We start from the raw sequence: 17,455 nt of genomic DNA, 5'->3' as shown, positions 1-17,455 counted from the left end.
CCGCTCGTCCTATAGTTGCTGACATCCACTCAGTCAACCTCCAAGGACATTCATGAGCAAGAAGAAAGCGGCCCCGGGCACCGGCATCAATATCGGCATCGATGACAAGGACCGCGCCGCCATCGCCGCCGGCCTGTCCAAGCTGCTGGCCGACACCTACACGCTCTACCTGACCACCCACAACTTCCACTGGAACGTCACCGGGCCGATGTTCAACTCGCTGCATGCGATGTTCATGACCCAGTACACCGAGCTGTGGAACGCGGTCGACCCGATTGCCGAGCGCATCCGCTCGCTGGGCCACCCCGCCCCGGGCTCCTATGCGCAGTTCGCCAAGCTCAGCTCGCTGAAGGACGCACCGGCAACGCCGCCCAAGGCACTGGAGATGGTGCGCATCCTGGTCGAGGGCCATGAAGGCGCGGCGCGCACCGCGCGCAGCCTATTCCCGCTGGTCGACAAGGCCAGCGACGAGCCCAGCGCCGACATCCTGACCCAGCGCCTGACCGTGCACGAACAAACCGCCTGGATGCTGCGCAGCTTGTTGGAAGAGTAAATGCGATTGGCAGCGGCACCGCTGGCCCTGCTGCTGGTCGCAGGCGCGGTCCAGGCCCAGGCCCACGTCCAGAAGTTAAGCTGGGACGAGGCCCTGCAGCGTCTGCGCGGCGGCTCGGACCAACTGGCCGCCGCCCGCGCCGGCCTGGCCCACAAGCAGGCGCGCGCCGAGGGCATCGCCGGCCTGGGCGGGCCCAGCGTCAGCCTGAGCGGCGCGGCCTACCGCTACAAGGCCAGCCTGGACATCGATCTGGACCCCTTGTCCCAGCGCCTGGACCAGATCGTTCCGCAATTGCCGCCGCTACTGGGTCAGGTCTTGCCTGCCCTGCCGCAGCTGCCGCACAGCTACACGCTGGAGCGCAGCAACAGCGGCAGCACCGCCTCGCTCTCGGCCGTCTGGCCGCTCTATCTGGGTGGCGCGACCGAGGCCGCGCGCGGCCTGGCCGCCGCCCAGACCGCCGAGGCCAGCGCCGATCTGCAAAGCAGCGAGCATGAGGCGGCCGCACTGCTGGCACAGCGCTACTTCCTGACGCAGCTGGCGCGCCGCGCCGCGGCGTTGCGCGAGGCCGCCGCCGAGGGCATCGCGGCCCATGATGCGGCAGCCGAGAAGATGCTCGCCACCGGCGTGCTGTCCAGGCTCGAGCGGCTGCAGGCCCGCGCCGCCCTGGAAGACGCCCGCTACCAGGCGCGCAAGGCACGCAGCGATGCGGACCTGGCCGCGCTGGCGCTGGCACGCAGCCTCAAGCTCGACGCCCCGCCCCAGCCCAGCACGCCGCTGGCGCTGAGCCCGCGGCCGCTGCCGCCGCTGCAGGACTTCATCATCGTGGCCCTGGCCAACCATCCGGGCCTGGCCAAGGTGGCGGCCAAGAAGGAGCAGGCCAGCGAACTGCAGCGCGCCGGCAAGGCGCTCAACAAGCCCCAGCTGTTCGCCTTCGGCCAGCGCTCGCTGACGCACAACGGCGACTGGGTGGCCGGCGTCGGCCTGCGCCTGAATCTGTGGGACTCGCTGGACCATGGCGCGCTGGACCGCTCGCACGCCAGCCAGATCGCCCAGGCCGACGCGACCGACGCGCAGGCACGCAGCGATATCGCGCTGCTGGTCGAGCGCCAGTGGCGGGCCACCGAAAACGCCCGCGAGCAATACCTGAGCCTGCAGGCCCAGGACGAGCTGGCCCATGAGCTGCTGCGCCTGCGTCAGGCCGGCCTGCGCCAGGGCACCAGCACCACGCTGGACCTGATCGACGCCGAGCTGAACCTCGCCAAGCAGCGCACCGCCCGCGCCCAGGTCGCCTATGACTATGTGATGGCGCTGACCGGCCTGCTGCAGGCCTGCGCTCAGCTCGACAGCCTGGGCGACTATCTGAACCAGGCCGCCCTGCGCATCGAATGAAGAGCAAGCACACCGCCATGAACGCCAAGCAAGTCCTGACCCCGCTGCTGATCGCCCTGGCCGCCGGCCTGGGCATCTACGCGCTCTGGCAGGCCGGCCGTGGCCCCGAGCAGGCGCCGATCCAGGGCATGATGGAAGCGCAGGAAACCGATATCGCGCCCAAGCTGACCGGCCGCATCGCCGAGTTGCGGGTGCAAGAGGGCCAGGCCATCGCCAAGGGCGAGTTGCTGCTGCGCATCGACAGCCCCGAGGTGCAGGCCAAGCTGGCCCAGGCCAGCAATGCCGAGGCCGCAGCCTCGGCGGTGGCGCTGAAGGCGCACAACGGCGCCCGCCCGCAGGAGATCCGGATGGCACGCGCCAACTACGAGCGCGCCCAGGCCGGCGCCGAGCTGGCCAGGAAAAGCCATGAGCGGGTCGAGAGCCTGCACCGCGAGGGCCTGGTGGCCACGCAAAAACGCGACGAGGCCGAGGCCAACTGGCGCGCCAGCGAACGCTTGGCCGAGGCCGCCAAGGCGCAATGGGAGCTGGCCCAGGCGGGCGCCCGTGCCGAGGACCAGGCGGCCGCCAGCGCCCAGGCCCGCCAGGTGGCCGGCCTGGTGCAGGAGGTCGAGGCGGCCCGCGCCGAGACCGAGCTGACGAGCCCGGTGGCCGGTACCGTGGCCAAGCTGCTGGCCAAGGTCGGCGAGCTGTCGCCGGCCGGCGTGCCGGTCGTGACCGTTGTCGACCTGGCCGATCAATGGGCTGTCTTCAACGTGCGCGAGGACCAGCTGGCGCGCTTCGCGATCGGGGCCGAGTTCGAGGCCCGCCTGCCGGCCCTGCCCGAGCAGCCACGCCTGCGCTTCAAGGTCACGGCCTCCAAGGTGCTGCCCGACTTCGCCACCTGGCGCGCCACCCGCGGCAACCAGGGCTATGACCTGCGCACCTTCGAGGTCAAGGCGCGGCCGCTGCAGCCCATCCAGGGCGCCCGCCCGGGCATGAGCGTGCTGCTGCCGTGACTTCGGGCCGGCGCTCGGCTTGGGCCAAGGTCTGGGCGCGCGAATGGGCACAGCTGCGCGCCAGCCCGCTGGACCTGGCCATGCTCTCCTGGGTGCCGCTGCTGCTGGGCCTCTTGATGCTGTGGACCTTCTCGGCCGGCCTGGCGAGCCGGCTGCCCATCGCCGTGCTGGACCAGGACCACAGCGCCGCCTCGCGCCAGCTGCAACGCCTGCTCGATGCGGCGCCAGGCCTGCGTCTGGCCCGGCCGCTGGCCGATGCGGCCGAGGCCCGCAGCGCGCTGCAGGGCGGCGCGGTCTATGCAGTGCTGGTGATCCCGACAGGCCTGGCCCGCGAGCTCAAGAGCGGCCGGGCCGCCAGCGTCACCTTGCTGCACAACGCCCAGTTCGCGACCCACTCAGGCCTGATCCAGAAGGATGTGCGCGGCGCGGTCGGCACGATGTCGGCCGGCATCGAGATCCTGGCGCGCGAGAAGCGCGGCCAGGCGCCGCAGGCCGCGACACAGGGCTTCGAGCCGCTGCGCGCCGGCCTGAGCTCGCAGTACAACCCGGCGCTGAACTACCAGCAGTTCCTCGCCACCGCGCTGATGCCCGCCCTGCTGCATCTGCTGGCCATGGTGGCCGGCGCCTGGACCGTGGGCCGCGAGCTGCGCGACGGCACGAGCCCGGCCTGGCTGGACGCTGCCGGGGGTCAGACCTGGCCGGCCCTTCTTGCCAAACTGGCCCCCGCCTGGCTGCTGCTGGGCGCGGTCGATGCGGCCCTGATGCTGGCGCTGCTGGGCCTGGGTCTGCTGCCCTCGGGCGCTCCGATGCTGCTAGCCCTGCATGCGGCGCTGCTGGCGCTGTATCTGGCGCTGGGCGCGGCGGTGGCCCTGCTGGCGCGCTCGCTGCGCCTGGCCCTGTCGGCGGCCGGCTTCATCACCGCGCCAGCTTTTGCCTTCTCCGGCATCGGTTTTCCGCTGATGGCCATGCCCGAGGGCGCGCGGCTCTGGGCCGAGGCCCTGCCGCTGACCTGGCTGATGCAGGCCCAGGTCGGCCTGCTGCAGCAGGGCTGGACGGCGCAGCGCGCGCTGCCGCTGCTGGCCGCGCTGACGGCCGCTGCGCTGGCCCTGCTGGCGCTGGCCGTCTGGCGGCTGCCGCGAGTGGCCCATGACCCGGCCGCCTGGGGCAAGCGCTGATGAGCGGCTGGCTGCGCGAAGTTGTCGGCACCTGGCGCGCGGTGCTGCGCGATCCCGGCGTGCTGCTGATGCTTTTGGTCGCGCCGCTGATCTATTCCTTCTTCTACCCCTGGCCTTATGCGAGCGAGCAGCTGCAGCGGGTGCCAGTGGCCATCGTCGACCAGGATCACAGCGCCCTGAGCCGCCAGATCCAGCGTTTCGCACAGGCCAGCCCGCGTCTGGAGCTGGCGCTGCTGACGGCCGACGAGGGCCGGGCCCGGGCCGCGCTGGCGGCCGGCGAGATCCAGGGCTATGTGCTGCTGCCGGCCGGGCTCAAGCGCGAGGCCGGCCGTGGCCGGGCTCAGGTCGTGCCGGTGCTGGCCGACGGCGCCTACTTCCTCGCCAACAAGATCGTGCTGCTGGGGTTTGCCGAGGTGCTGGGCACCGTGTCGGCCGGCATCGAGCTGCGCCAGCTGCAGGCCCAGGACCAGTCACCGCTGCAGGCCGCCGCCAGCCGCAGCCCGCTGAATGTGGAGCTGGCCGCGCTCTACAACCCGCATGAGGGCTATGGCAGCGCCGTGGTGCCGGCGGTGGCGGTGCTGATCGTGCAGCAGCTGCTGCTGATCGGTGTCGCGATGTGGGCGGGCCAGCGCTTCGAGGACCGCGCGCGGCCCGCCGAGGACCTTGCGATCTGGAGCGCCCGCACCGCCGCCTTCGCCAGCTTCGGCGGGCTCAGCGCGGCCTGGTTCTTTGTGCTGATCTTTCCCTTCTTCGGCTATGCCCATGGCGGCAACCCGGCCGGCGCGGCCTTGGCAGCGCTGCCTTTTTGCTGGGCCATCGCGGCGGCCGGTGTGGCGCTGGGTGCGCTGCTGGCCGAGCGCGAGCGGGCCATGCAGCTGCTGCTCTGCACTTCGTTGCCGATGGCCTTTCTGGCCGGCTTCTCGTGGCCGCGCGAGGCCCTGCCGGCGCCGCTGTGGTGGCTGGGCGAGCTCCTGATCCCGGCGGTGCCGGGCATCCAGGGCTTTGTGCGGCTCAACCAGATGGGCGCGCCGCTGCAGGCCGTAGTCCCGCAGCTGCTGGCGCTTGGCGGCCAGGCGCTGGGCTACAGCCTGCTGGCGGCCTGGGCGCTGCGGCGCCGGGCGGCCGCGATCAGGTCTGCGGCGGTGCCTGGCCTTCCAGGATGACAAAGGCGTCGTCGGCCGGCCGGTAGTCCAGCAGCCGGCGCGTCCGGTCTATGGCCAGGCGTTTGTAGCGGTTGTCCGACACGCCGTGCACCACATGAAAACCGCTCAGCTCGGCCTCGACACAGCGCTGCAGCAGCTGCACCACATCGCGCTCGCTGATGAAGGCGGCCACATCGCGCGGGCTGTGGCGCTGGCCCGGCGCAAACTCGGCGACATTGGCGATGCGCACCGCCACGGTGGTCATCATGCCGTCCTGCGCGAACAGCGCAGCCAGCGCCTCGCCGAAGGCCTTGCTGGCGCCATAGAGGTTCTTGGGGCGCGGCGCCATCTGCTCCTGCACCTGCACATCGAGCGCATAGCCCTCGACGGCCTGGGCGCTGCTGGCAAAGACAAAGCGCCGGCAGCCCTGGGCCCGGGCGGCTGTGAACAGGTTGTAACTGCCGACGATATTGACCGGCAGCAGCGAGCCCATGAAGTCCGCCTGCGGCGAGGGGTCGGCCGCCAGATGGATCACCGTGTCAATGCCGGCGCAGGCACGCAGGCAGGCCTGGGCATCGCTGATGTCCAGCGCCAGCACCTCGGCGCCGGAGTCGGCCAGGCCGGCGGTGGCGATATCGGCCAGGCGCAGGGCCGAGCGGTCCGGCTGCGCCCGCCAGAAGGCGCGGCCGATGCGGCCGGCGGCGCCGGTGATCAGGATCTTGTTCTGGCTCGGTGTGCTCATGATGGGGTGGCCCTGGTTTGCTCGGAGCGCAGTGTGCCAGCCACATTGGCGCGCGCGCGGGCACAGGTCACAATGGCTCATGCTCCGCCCCACCCGCATTGCCATCCTCAGCTTCGACGGTTTCAACGAGCTCGACAGCTTCATCGCGCTGGGTCTGCTTAACCGGCTGCGGCCACAGGGCTTCAGCGCCGAGCTGTGCGGGCCGGGCAGCCATGTGACATCGATGAACGGCGTCACGGTGCAGCTGCAGCGGCCGCTGGAGTGGGCCAACGAGGCTGATGTCGTGCTGTTCGGCTCGGGCCTCTACACCCGCGCGATCGCCGAGAACAGCGCGCTGCTGGACCGGCTGCAGCTCGACCCGGTGCGCCAGCTGATCGGCGCGCAATGCTCGGGCACCCTGTTGATGGCCCGCCTGGGTCTGCTGGGCGACTGCCCCGCCTGCACCGATCTGACGACCAAGCCCTGGGTCGTCGAGGCCGGCGCCGTGGTGCTGGACGAACCCTTCCACGCCCGTGGCCCCATCGCCACCGCCGGCGGCTGCCTGGCCTCGCAATACCTGGCCACCTGGGTGATGCTGAAGAAAGCCGGCGAGGCCGCCGCCCGCGAGGCGCTGCACTATGTGGCGCCGGTGGGGGAGAAGCAGGCCTATGTGGAGCGGCTGCTGGCCAGGGTTAGGTCGGGGGACGCGAGCCTTTGAGGTCGTTCGCAGAACTACTCTTGCTCAGCCTGCGCAGAGGATGTCCCGGAGGTGCCAGCTCGCTCACCGCTCGTTGGAAAGCAGAGGATCGGGTGATCTCAGTGGGTACACGGATCGATTGGCTTCCATCGAGCGTGACCAAGTCTATGCATTGAAGGCCGATGTAGGACGTGCGGCGAACAACCAAATTGTCCTGCCAGTCCAACCTGGTCCTACCTCCACTCGCTTGCATCGCCCCTTCAATGCCCTCCGTTGTGAGCGTGATCCAGGTGAACGTCCTGGCAAAGAAGTACATCAGTAGCGCGGCACCCATGCTCAAGAGCAGGTCTGCGATACCCAACACGCCTTCTTTCAGGAAGCCCAGCAGCATCAGCAGTCCGGCGGCGAGTGCAAGCCGCACTTGATAACGAAGCAAGGTTCCATGCACCGCACTCGCAGGGAGGCTGAAGGATGTACGCCTGAGCATGTTTCTGAGATCTAAACCGATGGATGTGTGACGGCCAGCTCATTGTCACGGCCCGACGCCTCGCGTTCTTGCTGAGCCGGGCGAAGCTGGCGCTGTTCTGCAACGCCTGGCGCCGCGTCTGCAGGGCAAAGCAGGTCTGGACGATCAGGTAGCAGGCGTTGCGGGCGAGGCGACGGTCACCAACGCGGCATCTCGCGCAGGACCCGATATCGATCATCGTGATGACATCGTCCATGGTGGCTGGCCTCAAGGGCCTGTTCAAGCAAAGGCAGAAATGCCAACACGGCGAGCAATCCACTAACACGCTTGTCAAAGCCTAGGCTGGCGACAACGCGGGCCGGCATAGTCTCCGAGCGATGTCCAGCACATGCAAGCGCGATAATCCGCCGCTTGCCCTCCTGAAGCACCCGCCCATGTCCGCCGACCAGCCCAATCCCGTCAAGACGCGTATCGAAACCGAAGTGCGCCGCCGCCGCACCTTCGCCATCATTTCCCACCCCGACGCCGGCAAGACCACGCTGACGGAGAAGCTGCTGCTGTTCTCGGGTGCGATCCAGATCGCCGGCTCGGTGAAGGCACGCAAGGCCTCGCGCCATGCGACCTCGGACTGGATGGAGATCGAGAAGCAGCGCGGCATCTCGGTGGCTTCGTCGGTGATGCAGATGGAGTATCGCGACTGCGTGATCAATCTGCTCGACACCCCGGGCCACCAGGACTTCTCGGAAGACACCTACCGCGTGCTGACTGCGGTCGATGCGGCGCTGATGGTGATCGATGCGGCCAACGGCGTGGAGCCGCAGACCCGCCGTCTGCTGCAGGTCTGCCGGGCCCGCAACACGCCGATCCTGACCTTCGTCAACAAGATGGACCGCGAGGTGCAGGACCCGCTGGCGCTGATGGACGAGATCGAGCGCGAGCTGGGCATGACGGTCGTACCCTTCACCTGGCCGGTCGGCATGGGCAAGGCCTTCCACGGCGTGATGGATTTGCGCAAGCAGCAGATGCGGGTGTTCGCGCCGGGCGAGGACAGGGCCGCCGGCGAGGAGGAGGTGCTGGCGGGCCTGGACAACCCCGAGTACGCGGGCCGCTTCGGCATGCAGTATGAGCAGGCCCAGGGCGAGATCGAGCTGGTGCGCGAGGCGGCGCCGGCCTTTGACCTGGACGACTTCCTGGCCGGCCGGCAGACGCCGATGTTCTTCGGCTCGGCGGTCAACAACTTCGGCGTGCAGGAAATTCTGGACTCGCTGGTCGAGTTGGCGCCGGCGCCCGGCGAGCGGGCCGCGCTGCAGCGCGTGGTCAAGCCCGAGGAGACGAAATTCAGCGGCGTGGTGTTCAAAATTCAAGCGAACATGGACCCGGCCCATCGCGACCGCATCGCCTTCCTGCGCGTGGCCTCGGGCCATTTCGAGCGCGGCATGCGGCTCAAGGTGGTGCGCTCCGGCAAGGAGCTGCGGCCCAACACGGTGGTGAGTTTCCTGAGCCAGCGCCGCGAGCTGCTGGACGAAGCCTTCGGCGGCGACATCATCGGCATCCCCAACCACGGCGTGCTGCAGCTGGGCGACACCATCACCGAGGGCGAGGCCCTGCAGTTCACCGGCCTGCCCTTCTTCGCGCCGGAAATGTTCCGCAGCGTCGAGGTGGCCGACCCGCTGAAGACCAAGCAGCTGAAGGCCGGCCTGACCCAGCTGGGCGAGGAAGGTGCGATCCAGGTGTTCCGCCCCATCGTCGGCAGCGTGCTGCTCTTGGGCGCGGTCGGCCAGCTGCAGTTCGAGGTGGTCGCGCACCGGCTGGAGCATGAGTACGGCGTCAAGGCCCGCATCACCGGCAGCCGCTTCCAGGTGGCGCGCTGGGTGACCTGCGACGATGAGAAAGAGCTGAAGCGCTTCATCGACGCCAACGATCACCGCATGGCCTATGACGCGGTGGACGCGCCGACCGTGCTGGTCGAGTACGCGCCCGAGCTGCGCGCGATCGAGGCCAACTGGCCCAAGATCAAGTTCCACGCGCTGCGCGAGCATGCGGGGCTGGTGTTCCAGAAACGAATCGACGGCTGACGCGAAAAGCTTGGCATTGCCGGCGCTCGGGCGTCATCGGGCCATCACCGGGCCTGCCTACACTGGCCCGATGCAGAAGAAACAGGGAGCCACCCGGCTGGATCGACGGGCGTTCACGGCACTGGCCTTGATGGGACTGGGGGGCGCGCGGGCGGCCGACACCCGGCTGCGCGGCTTCACCGAAAACCTGCCGCCGCTGAATCATGAAATCGAGGGTCGGGCCGGCGGCTTCAGCGTCGAGCTGCTGCGGCTGATCGCCACCGAGGTGGAGCTGCCGATCAACATCGAGGTCATGCCCTGGCCGCGCGCTCAGCAGGGTGCCGCGCAGACCCGGGCCAGCCTGCTGTTCTCGCTGACCCGCACGCCCGAGCGGGAAGCGCAGTTCCAGTGGGTGGGGCCGATCGGCCCGCGCCGCATCATGATTTACCGGCTCGACAGCCGCGCCGACATCCGCCCGAGCAGCCTGCAGCAGCTGCAGGGCCAGCGCATCGGCGTGGTGCGCGACTCGGCGGCGGCGCGCCAGCTGCTAGCCGACGGGCTGCGGCCCGAGGAGCATCTGGAATGGGCGCTGGATGACGAGAGCAATCTTCGCAAGCTGCTGGCGGGCCGAATGTCGCTGCTGCTGATGCTGGACTGGGCCGCCGCCTGGCATCTGCGCCGGCTGCAGCTGCCTTTGGACACACTGAGTGCCGTGCTGCCCTACGACACCGACAAGTCCTACTGGTACGGCCTGCCGCCCGATGCCGACCCGGCCCTGGTGAAGCGGCTGCAGACGGCGCTGGACCGCATCAAACGCGACGGCCGCTATGCGCAGCTGCGGCAGCGCTACTTCGCCTGAGCCGCTAGACTGGCACGGCCCACCGTCGCCCGAGGCCGCCCATGACCATTCTGCAGACCGAACGACTCCGCCTGGAACCCTTTGCGGACCATCATTTCGAGGGTCTGCACGCGATCGACAGCGACCCCGAGGTGATGCGCTACATCAGCGGCAAGCCCGACACGCGCGAGGACACGGCCGCGGGGATCGCCCGGGTCAAGGCCCGTTGGGCCGAGTGGGGCTATTCCTGGTGGGCCTTCATCGAGAAGGACAGCGGCCAGATCATCGGCTCCGGCTGCATCCAGCACCTGGCCCGCGACAAGGCCAATCCGCTGGAGATCGGCTGGCGGCTGCGGCGCGACCGCTGGCACCAGGGCTTGGCCTCGGAGGCGGCTCAGGTCATGGCCGCCTTCGCCTTCGACACGCTGGGCACGCCGCAGCTGTGCGCCGTCTGCCACCCCGACAACAAGGGCTCGGCGCGCGTGATGCAGCGCCTGGGCATGAGCTATCGTGGGATCGAGCGCTGGTACGTGATGGACACGGCGGTCTACGAGATCAGCCGCGCGGACTGGCAGATACGGACCGGATCCTAGTCAGGAGGCCCACGATGCAGACCCTCGACGAGATGCTGACGCTGAAGCTGCTGACCCCCGACCAGCATGACGAAATCCGCGCCTGGGCGCGCCGGGCCAAGACGCCCGAGAAGATCATGCAGATGCCGCCCCATCTGTGGCGGGCACTGGAGGAGGCCAGCGTGCTGATGGATTTCGACGCGGACCTGGCCACCAGCCAGTAGTCGCCGCGATGCTGCGCCGGCCGGGGCGCAGCCATCATCATCAACCGGACATTGCTGCAGTGCACAATAGGTGCTCCACCAGCCTCGGGAGCCTGCATGCGCCGCGTTGTCTTCAATCAGAAGGGTGGGGTCGGCAAGTCGACCATCACCAGCAATCTGGCCGCCATCGCGGCCGCGCGCGGTCGGCGCACGCTGCTGATCGATCTCGACCCGCAGGGCAATAGCAGCCGCTATCTGCTGGGCGACACGGCCGACGACGCGGCTGCCGGGGCGGCCGAGTTCTTCGAGAGCACGCTGAAGTTCAGCGTGCGCGCGCCCAAGACCGATGACTTCATCGTCGAGACTCCCTGGCCCGGTCTGCAGCTGATGCCCGCCAGCCCGGCGCTGGACGAGCTGCACGGCAAGCTGGAGAGCCGCTACAAGATCTACAAGCTGCGCGACGCGCTGCTCGAGCTGGCCGAGGACTACGACGAAATCTGGATCGACACGCCGCCGGCGCTGAATTTCTACACCCGCTCGGCGCTGATCGCGGCCGAGGGCTGCCTGATCCCCTTCGACTGCGACGACTTCTCGCGCCGCGCTCTTTACGGCCTGCTGGACAGCGTGCAGGAGATCCGCGCCGACCACAATGCGGAGTTACGGGTCGAGGGCATCGTGGTCAACCAGTTCCAGCCGCGCGCCAGCCTGCCGCAGCGCACCGTGCAGGAGCTGATCGACGAGGGCCTGCCGGTGTTGCAGCCCTACCTCAGCGCCAGCGTCAAGATCAAGGAGTCGCACGAGCTGGCGCGGCCGATGATCCATCTGGACCCGCGCCACAAGCTGAGCCTGGAATTTGTCGCCTTGTATGAAGGATTGAACCCGGGCGCCTGAAACCGGCACCCGGGCACAAGGCTTACTGCGGCACGCTCAACACCCCGGCGTCAAAGCCGATCGCGTCCGCAGCGGCCGGTGTCGCGGCCCAGGGCGGCACATCGCTGGCCGCCAGCGCGGTCGCGGCGGCGCGCGGCGTCGTGCGCACCACCTGGCTGGCCGGCAGGGCCGTGCCGTTCTTCAGATGGGCCCACATCTGGTCCATCGCGCGCACGAAGTAGACGTGCAGCGGGATGTAGCGGGTCTCATAGCCCAAGAGCGCGCCGAAGGCGATGAAGCTGTCGAAATGCTGCGCATTGGTGACCTCGTAATAGCGGGTCTTGGCCGTGGCCGCCTCCTGCACCAGGTTCTTGCCGTAATAGGCCCGCCCCGCATGGTTGACCGGGATCAGCGTGTCGTTGCGGCCGGCCACGATGATGGTGGGCAGGCCGCGCAGCTTGGCGCTGAGCTGCACCTCGTTCATGCCGGCGATCACGCGGTCCGACCAGGCTTTCATATTGCCGAACAGGCCGGCGCCGCTGACCGGATCCTTGGCCGTCACCAGCGCGCGCATGCACAGCGCGCCATCGAGCGCGAAGTCGGCCGTGGCGCTGGTCGGCGAGACGGCCAGGAAGTCCAGCTTGGCGCCACCAACGGCGTCGTTGTAGACGATGTTGACGCCCGAGGTCGGCGGCACGCCGTTGCCGCCAGAGAACAGCGAGGCCTGCACCGCCGGCACCTGGGCGACCACATCGCCGGTGGCATTGGTGTTGGCATAGCTGAAACCGCAGACGTTGTCGGTGACCTTGAAGCGACCGTAGCTGTTCACATAGGTCATCACGATGGAGTTGGTCGCAAAGCGGAAGTGCGACTGCTGCAGATAGTTGGTCTCGGCCATCCAGCCGTAGGCATTCATCTTGGCCAGGGCCTCGTCGGCCTGCTCGGCCAGGCTCGCGCCGGCCAGCAGTTCTCGGGTCTTCAGCGCGGCGCAGCGGTTTTGCGCGGCCGTGGTGTAGGCGGCCGGCCAGAAGGCCGCGTTCAGCGACAGCCCGGCCTGGGCCGAGAGCGCCGCGCAGGGCTGGTAGATATTGGCGAAGGTGAAGTAGTCGATCAGCGGCTTGCTGTGCGTGGCCACCGTGGCCGCACCCTGCTTGATCGTCAGCCCGGTATTGGCTCCGGGCTGGGCATTCGGCTCGGTGACGGCCACGCCGTCGATCAGGCTCTCGGTGTCCTGTTCGGCCGCTGCCAGCGCGGCGCCGCCGCCGTTGGATACCGAGGACGCGATCACCGTGGTGCTGGCCGGCGTGATCACGACTTCCTTCTTGCCAGGCTGGGCGGCGATGTCCTTGCCGTACTTCTCGTTGAGCACATAGAAGGCGAACTTGATCGCCCGCAAGGTGTCGCGGCCCCAGTCCTTCTCGGGGTTCTGCTGCGAGTGCGCATGCTTGTAGGCGACCCGGTTCGGGAAGGCCGCGATATAGCCCAGGCGCTCGGCCTCGCTGAGATCGGCCTTGAAGTGCGCCTTCTTGGCGGCCGCCGTCGCGCTGGCGATGGTGCCGTCGATCTGGATCACATTGTCGCTGGTCAGGTCGTGCAGGCCGTTGCCCGAGCCCTTGTCCACATAAGCCACCGCGCAGCCGCGCTTGAGGCCCCATTCGCCGGCCGTGCCGATGGCACCGTAGACGCCGCGCGAGCCCGAGGAGGTGGCGCTGACGATGCAGGGCTTGGTGGCATCGAAGCCGGCCGGCACCTGGACCATCATGACCACGTTCTGCTTGCCCGAGCCGTCGTCGGCCACCGCGATGTGCTCGCTGCCGGCCACCTTGCCCTCGCCCAGCGTGTCGGCGCCGGCGGTATCGATATTGGGGCCATAGAGCCGGCCGAAGCCGCCCGACGCGGTGTAGTCGACCAGGGCGCGGTAGTTGGTGAAGATGGCGTTGCGGCGCGCCTCGGCGACGGTGGGCGCCAGCGGGTTGGCAAAGGCCGGCGCGGCGGCCGCCAGCAGGCCGGTCTTGCCGAGGCCGCCGGTCAAGAGGTCGTCGCTGGCGCCGTCATAGCTGGCCGCCGCCACGGCGCCACTGACGAAGCTGGGCAGGGTGTTGACCACCGGTGCCGGAGCCGGCGGTGGGGCCGGCGGCGGCGCCGGATCGTCGGAACCGCCGCAGGCGCTCAGCAAAGCGACGGCCAGGCAGGAGGAGGTTGCGGTGAAGCGTTTCATCGATGATGTCTCCGGTGGTTCGGTGGGGCCTCTCGATGGGGGCCTTGATCCGCTCAGCCCATGGTGACAATCCCGAGTCGGGACGGCTGGCAGTCCGCTAGGCTAGGCAGCCATGCACATCAGCAACAGCCCCGTGATTACGCCCGGGTTTTCCCCAGCCGAGACCTTTGCGGCCCTGAGCCCACTAGGCCTGGTGCTGGCTCGCGAGCGCGTGCTGCTGTGGGTCAACGAGGCCTTTGCGACGATGTTCGGCTATGCCCGCGAGGACCTGATCGGCCAGAGCTTCTGCCTGCTGTTCGCGACCAGGACCGAGTTCGAGCGCATCGGCCTGCGCATGCAGACCGCGCTGGGCCAGAGCGGCCACTACCAGGACGAGCGCCTGATGCGCTGCCGAGACGGCCGGCTGCAGTGGTTTCGCGTCCATGGCCACACCAGCGATCGCTCGGCGCCGCTGCGAGAGGCGGCGTGGGTCTTCGAGCCGCTGACCGGTGGTGTCGCGCCCGACGCGCTGAGCCCGCGCGAGCGCGAGGTGCTGGCCGGCATGGTCGGCGGCCAGACCGCCAAGGAGTGCGCGCGCGAGCTCGGGCTGTCGCCACGCACCGTCGAAAAGCTGCGCGGCCGGCTGCGTCAGCGCTATGGCGTGCACACCGCCGCCGGGCTGATGGGCCGGGTGCTGGGATTGCCGTGAACGTCATCCGGGTAAGCCCTTGCGCAATCGTACGTAAAGGTCTTCACCCTGCCCCGGCCACCCGGGATCGCCCTACATTGAGCCTCCAACTCTAAGAAATGCCGATGAGCGAACTCATCCTGGAGACACGTGGACTCACCAAAGAGTTCAAGGGCTTTACCGCCGTCGATGGCGTGGATCTGCGGGTCCAGCGCGGGCATATCCATGCGCTGATCGGCCCCAACGGCGCCGGCAAGACCACCTGCTTCAATCTGCTGACCAAATTCCTGGAACCGACCCGCGGTGCCATCGTCTTCAACGGTGTGGACATCACCGGCGAGAAGCCGGCCCAGATCGCGCGGCGCGGCGTGATCCGCTCCTTCCAGATCTCGGCGGTGTTCCCGCATCTGACGGTGCTGGAGAACGTGCGCATCGGATTGCAGCGCTTCACCGGCACCAGCTTCCATTTCTGGAAGGGCTTGACCGGCTTGAAGCAGCTTGACGACCGGGTGCTGGCCCTGCTGGAACTGGTGGACCTGCGCGAGATGGCGGCGCTGAAGGCGGCCGACCTGCCCTATGGCCGCAAGCGCGCGCTCGAGATCGCAACGACGATGGCGATGGAGCCGGCGCTGATGCTGCTGGACGAGCCGACCCAGGGCATGGGCCATGAGGACGTGGAGCGTGTCACCGATCTGATCAAGCGGGTGGCCGAGGGCCGCACCGTGCTGATGGTTGAACACAATATGCGCGTGGTCTCGAAGATTGCCGACCGCATCACCGTGCTGGCGCGCGGCGCCGTGCTGGCCGAGGGCGACTACAACGAGGTGTCCAAGCACCCGGCGGTGCTGGAGGCTTATATGGGCAGCGAGGCGACCGAGCTCCAAGGGGCCCACTGAGCATGAGCGAGATTGCACTTCAAATCACCGATCTGCAGGCCTGGTACGGCGAAAGCCATATCCTGCACGGCATCAATCTGAGCGTGCCCAAGGGTCAGGTCATGACCTTGCTGGGCCGCAACGGCGCCGGCCGCACCACCACCCTGCGCGCCATCATGGGCCTGACCGGCGAGCGCAAGGGTTCGATCAAGGTGCATGGCCAGGAAACCATCGGCCTGCCGACCCACCGCATCGCCCATCTGGGGCTGGGCTATTGCCCGGAGGAGCGCGGCATCTTCGCCTCGCTGACCACCGAGGAGAATCTGCGCCTGCCGCCACGCCTGCCCGGCGGCCGGGGCAAGCCGATGAGCGAAGCCGAGATCTACGCGATGTTTCCGAACCTGGCCGAGCGTCGCCAGAGCCAGGGCACACGACTGTCCGGCGGCGAGCAGCAGATGCTGGCCGTGGCCCGCATCCTGCGCACCGGCGCCGACATCCTCCTGCTCGACGAGATCTCCGAGGGCCTGGCCCCGGTGATCGTCCAGGCCCTGGCCCGCATGATCAAGACGCTGAAGTCCCAGGGCTTCACCATCGTGATGGTGGAGCAGAACTTCCGCTTCGCCGCGCCGCTGGCCGATCACTTCGTCGTGATCGAGCATGGCAGCGTCGTCGAATCCTTCCCCGCCGCCGAGCTAGAGGCCAAGAGAGCCGTGCTCGACGAGCTGCTCAGTGTCTGAGTCCCCCATCACCTTCACATGCCCATCAAGGAGACAAGCATGACCTACTCTCTCAAACGCGTTGCCCTGGCCGCCGCCGCAGCCTGCGCGCTGTCCGGCGGTTCCTTCCAGGCCCAGGCCCAGGTCTCCGGCGATGTGGTCAAGATCGGCATCATCACCGACATGTCCAGCCTCTATGCCGACATCGACGGCGCTGGCGGTGTCGAGGCCATCAAGCTGGCCATCGCCGATATGAAGGGCATGGTCGCCGGCAAGAAGATCGAGCTGATCTATGCCGACCACCAGAACAAGGCCGATGTGGCCGCGTCCAAGGCGCGCGAGTGGATAGACACTCAGGGCCTGGACCTGCTGATCGGCGGCACCAACTCCGGCGCCAATCTGGCGATGGCCAAGATCGCGGCCGAGAAGAAGAAGCCCTTCATCTCGGTCGGCGCCGCCTCCTCGCGCCTGACCAACGAAGACTGCACGCCCTACACCATCCACTACGCCTATGACACCGTGGCCCTGGCCAACGGCACCGGCAATGCGGTGGTCAAGAGCGGTGGCAAGAGCTGGTACTTCCTGACCGCCGACTATGCCTTCGGCGCCTCGCTGCAAAGCGATGCCACGGCCGTCGTGCAGAAGGCCGGCGGCACCGTCGTCGGCAGCGTCAAGCATCCGCTGTCGGCCAGCGACTTCAGCTCCTTCCTGCTGCAGGCCCAGGGCAGCAAGGCCCAGATCCTCGGTCTGGCCAATGCCGGCGGCGACACGATCAACTCGATCAAGGCGGCCAACGAGTTCGGCATCACGAAGACGATGAAACTGGCCGGCCTGCTGATGTTCATCAACGACATCCACTCGCTGGGCCTGCAAGCGACCCAGGGCATGTACTTGACCGACGGCTGGTACTGGAACCAGAGCCCCGAATCGCGCGTCTGGGCGCGTCGCTTCTTCGAGAAGATGAAGCGCATGCCCTCGATGCTGCAGGCCGGTGACTACTCGGCCACGACGCACTACCTGAAGGCCGTCGAGGCCACCAAGACCGACGACGCCGACAAGGTGATCGCGCAGATGAAGGCCACCAAGGTCAACGACTTCTTCGCGAAGAACGGCGAGATCGGCCCCGACGGCCGGCACCGCTACGACATGTACCTGATGCAGGTGAAGACCCCGGCCGAATCGAAGGAGCCCTGGGACTACTACAAGGTCGCCCAGGTGATCCCGGCCAACGAGGCCTATACGAAGATCTCCGAGAGCAAGTGCCCCTTGATCAAGAAGTGACCTGACGACGTTGAGCTGCTGAA

General features: G+C 68.3%; 18 protein-coding genes. 15 read left to right on the top strand and 3 right to left on the bottom strand.

The features are described from left to right. Positions 1–52: 52 nt before the first annotated feature. From O5M90_RS17135 to O5M90_RS17115, 5 genes are read left to right on the top strand one after another with little or no spacing between them, the layout of a single operon-like run. On the top strand, positions 53–553 hold the full coding sequence (locus O5M90_RS17135; RefSeq protein WP_137944291.1) for a Dps family protein: 501 nt from the start codon (positions 53–55) through the stop codon (positions 551–553). Further along, positions 554–1,942, top strand: coding sequence for a TolC family protein (locus O5M90_RS17130; protein WP_269839693.1), 1,389 nt, complete (start codon positions 554–556; stop codon positions 1,940–1,942). 17 nt (positions 1,943–1,959) lie between these two features. Further along, positions 1,960–2,937, top strand: a complete 978-nt coding sequence (locus O5M90_RS17125) for an HlyD family secretion protein (RefSeq protein WP_269839692.1) — start codon at positions 1,960–1,962, stop codon at positions 2,935–2,937. After that, on the top strand, positions 2,934–4,112 hold the full coding sequence (locus O5M90_RS17120; RefSeq protein ID WP_269839691.1) for an ABC transporter permease: 1,179 nt from the start codon (positions 2,934–2,936) through the stop codon (positions 4,110–4,112). The genes O5M90_RS17125 and O5M90_RS17120 overlap by 4 nt, the downstream gene beginning before the upstream one ends. After that, positions 4,112–5,275 (top strand): ABC transporter permease, encoded by a 1,164-nt coding sequence (locus O5M90_RS17115; protein WP_269839690.1) that lies wholly within the window; start codon positions 4,112–4,114, stop codon positions 5,273–5,275. Before O5M90_RS17120 ends, O5M90_RS17115 begins: the two co-directional genes overlap by 1 nt. Here O5M90_RS17115 and O5M90_RS17110 read toward each other — a convergent pair. Then, complete coding sequence (locus tag O5M90_RS17110) at positions 5,241–5,996, bottom strand: NAD-dependent epimerase/dehydratase family protein (RefSeq protein ID WP_269839689.1); 756 nt, start codon at positions 5,994–5,996, stop codon at positions 5,241–5,243. The two genes, O5M90_RS17115 and O5M90_RS17110, sit on opposite strands and share 35 nt — an antisense overlap. 79 nt (positions 5,997–6,075) lie before the next feature. Here O5M90_RS17110 and O5M90_RS17105 point away from each other — a divergent pair, with 79 nt between their 5' ends. Further along, the gene (locus O5M90_RS17105) at positions 6,076–6,693 is read left to right on the top strand and encodes a DJ-1/PfpI family protein (protein ID WP_269839688.1); all 618 of its coding nucleotides are present in this window, start codon (positions 6,076–6,078) and stop codon (positions 6,691–6,693) included. Here the strand turns inward: O5M90_RS17105 and O5M90_RS17100 are convergent. Next, positions 6,668–7,108: a hypothetical protein gene (locus tag O5M90_RS17100; RefSeq protein WP_440402204.1), complete on the bottom strand. Its 441-nt coding sequence runs from the start codon at positions 7,106–7,108 to the stop codon at positions 6,668–6,670. The genes O5M90_RS17105 and O5M90_RS17100 overlap by 26 nt on opposite strands. A 464-nt stretch (positions 7,109–7,572) precedes the next feature. Here O5M90_RS17100 and O5M90_RS17095 point away from each other — a divergent pair, with 464 nt between their 5' ends. The 5 genes from O5M90_RS17095 to O5M90_RS17075 all read left to right on the top strand — a co-directional run bounded on the left by O5M90_RS17095 (position 7,573) and on the right by O5M90_RS17075 (position 11,696). Continuing rightward, positions 7,573–9,213, top strand: a complete 1,641-nt coding sequence (locus O5M90_RS17095; protein ID WP_269839686.1) for a peptide chain release factor 3 — start codon at positions 7,573–7,575, stop codon at positions 9,211–9,213. Positions 9,214–9,283: 70 nt separating this feature from the next. Beyond that, positions 9,284–10,051, top strand: a complete 768-nt coding sequence (locus O5M90_RS17090) for a substrate-binding periplasmic protein (RefSeq protein ID WP_269839685.1) — start codon at positions 9,284–9,286, stop codon at positions 10,049–10,051. A 41-nt stretch (positions 10,052–10,092) separates the two neighbouring features. Continuing rightward, positions 10,093–10,623 carry a GNAT family N-acetyltransferase gene (locus O5M90_RS17085; RefSeq protein WP_269839684.1) on the top strand — a complete coding sequence of 177 codons (531 nt, stop codon included), beginning with the start codon at positions 10,093–10,095 and terminating at the stop codon, positions 10,621–10,623. 14 nt (positions 10,624–10,637) lie between these two features. Next, on the top strand, positions 10,638–10,826 hold the full coding sequence (locus tag O5M90_RS17080) for a hypothetical protein (RefSeq protein WP_137944301.1): 189 nt from the start codon (positions 10,638–10,640) through the stop codon (positions 10,824–10,826). Between the two features lie 96 nt (positions 10,827–10,922). Next, positions 10,923–11,696, top strand: a complete 774-nt coding sequence (locus tag O5M90_RS17075; RefSeq protein WP_269839683.1) for a ParA family protein — start codon at positions 10,923–10,925, stop codon at positions 11,694–11,696. Positions 11,697–11,718: 22 nt separating this feature from the next. Here the strand turns inward: O5M90_RS17075 and O5M90_RS17070 are convergent, their stop codons facing one another. Beyond that, a complete protein-coding gene (locus O5M90_RS17070; RefSeq protein WP_269839682.1) occupies positions 11,719–13,893 on the bottom strand; it encodes a 3-hydroxybutyrate oligomer hydrolase family protein in 2,175 nt (724 codons plus the stop codon). A gap of 112 nt (positions 13,894–14,005) precedes the next feature. Here O5M90_RS17070 and O5M90_RS17065 point away from each other — a divergent pair, with 112 nt between their 5' ends. The 4 genes from O5M90_RS17065 (at position 14,006) to O5M90_RS17050 (ending at position 17,432) form a co-directional block, all read left to right on the top strand. Further along, positions 14,006–14,581 (top strand): LuxR C-terminal-related transcriptional regulator, encoded by a 576-nt coding sequence (locus O5M90_RS17065; protein ID WP_262972125.1) that lies wholly within the window; start codon positions 14,006–14,008, stop codon positions 14,579–14,581. Between the two features lie 104 nt (positions 14,582–14,685). After that, positions 14,686–15,456, top strand: a complete 771-nt coding sequence (locus O5M90_RS17060; protein ID WP_137944305.1) for an ABC transporter ATP-binding protein — start codon at positions 14,686–14,688, stop codon at positions 15,454–15,456. A 2-nt stretch (positions 15,457–15,458) separates the two neighbouring features. Next, positions 15,459–16,172 (top strand): ABC transporter ATP-binding protein, encoded by a 714-nt coding sequence (locus tag O5M90_RS17055; RefSeq protein WP_137944306.1) that lies wholly within the window; start codon positions 15,459–15,461, stop codon positions 16,170–16,172. Between the two features lie 39 nt (positions 16,173–16,211). Then, positions 16,212–17,432, top strand: a complete 1,221-nt coding sequence (locus tag O5M90_RS17050) for an ABC transporter substrate-binding protein (RefSeq protein ID WP_137944307.1) — start codon at positions 16,212–16,214, stop codon at positions 17,430–17,432. Positions 17,433–17,455: the final 23 nt, after the last annotated feature.

The organism is Paucibacter sp. M5-1 (assembly GCF_027498415.2).
Classification (GTDB): Bacteria; Pseudomonadota; Gammaproteobacteria; order Burkholderiales; family Burkholderiaceae_C; genus Roseateles_E.
This window is presented reverse-complemented; position numbering and strand designations above follow the sequence as displayed.

Excerpts from the sequence above, each read along its gene's own strand:
- O5M90_RS17095 (WP_269839686.1), top strand. The coding sequence starts at position 7,573 with ATGTCCGCCGACCAGCCCAATCCCGTCAAGACGCGTATCGAAACCGAA.
- O5M90_RS17090 (WP_269839685.1), top strand. The coding sequence starts at position 9,284 with ATGCAGAAGAAACAGGGAGCCACCCGGCTGGATCGACGGGCGTTCACG.
- O5M90_RS17075 (WP_269839683.1), top strand. The coding sequence starts at position 10,923 with ATGCGCCGCGTTGTCTTCAATCAGAAGGGTGGGGTCGGCAAGTCGACC.
- O5M90_RS17135 (WP_137944291.1), top strand. The coding sequence starts at position 53 with ATGAGCAAGAAGAAAGCGGCCCCGGGCACCGGCATCAATATCGGCATC.
- O5M90_RS17070 (WP_269839682.1), bottom strand. The coding sequence starts at position 13,893 with ATGAAACGCTTCACCGCAACCTCCTCCTGCCTGGCCGTCGCTTTGCTG.
- O5M90_RS17065 (WP_262972125.1), top strand. The coding sequence starts at position 14,006 with ATGCACATCAGCAACAGCCCCGTGATTACGCCCGGGTTTTCCCCAGCC.
- O5M90_RS17050 (WP_137944307.1), top strand. The coding sequence starts at position 16,212 with ATGACCTACTCTCTCAAACGCGTTGCCCTGGCCGCCGCCGCAGCCTGC.
- O5M90_RS17125 (WP_269839692.1), top strand. The coding sequence starts at position 1,960 with ATGAACGCCAAGCAAGTCCTGACCCCGCTGCTGATCGCCCTGGCCGCC.
- O5M90_RS17115 (WP_269839690.1), top strand. The coding sequence starts at position 4,112 with ATGAGCGGCTGGCTGCGCGAAGTTGTCGGCACCTGGCGCGCGGTGCTG.
- O5M90_RS17055 (WP_137944306.1), top strand. The coding sequence starts at position 15,459 with ATGAGCGAGATTGCACTTCAAATCACCGATCTGCAGGCCTGGTACGGC.
- O5M90_RS17105 (WP_269839688.1), top strand. The coding sequence starts at position 6,076 with ATGCTCCGCCCCACCCGCATTGCCATCCTCAGCTTCGACGGTTTCAAC.
- O5M90_RS17080 (WP_137944301.1), top strand. The coding sequence starts at position 10,638 with ATGCAGACCCTCGACGAGATGCTGACGCTGAAGCTGCTGACCCCCGAC.
- O5M90_RS17130 (WP_269839693.1), top strand. The coding sequence starts at position 554 with ATGCGATTGGCAGCGGCACCGCTGGCCCTGCTGCTGGTCGCAGGCGCG.
- O5M90_RS17060 (WP_137944305.1), top strand. The coding sequence starts at position 14,686 with ATGAGCGAACTCATCCTGGAGACACGTGGACTCACCAAAGAGTTCAAG.
- O5M90_RS17085 (WP_269839684.1), top strand. The coding sequence starts at position 10,093 with ATGACCATTCTGCAGACCGAACGACTCCGCCTGGAACCCTTTGCGGAC.
- O5M90_RS17110 (WP_269839689.1), bottom strand. The coding sequence starts at position 5,996 with ATGAGCACACCGAGCCAGAACAAGATCCTGATCACCGGCGCCGCCGGC.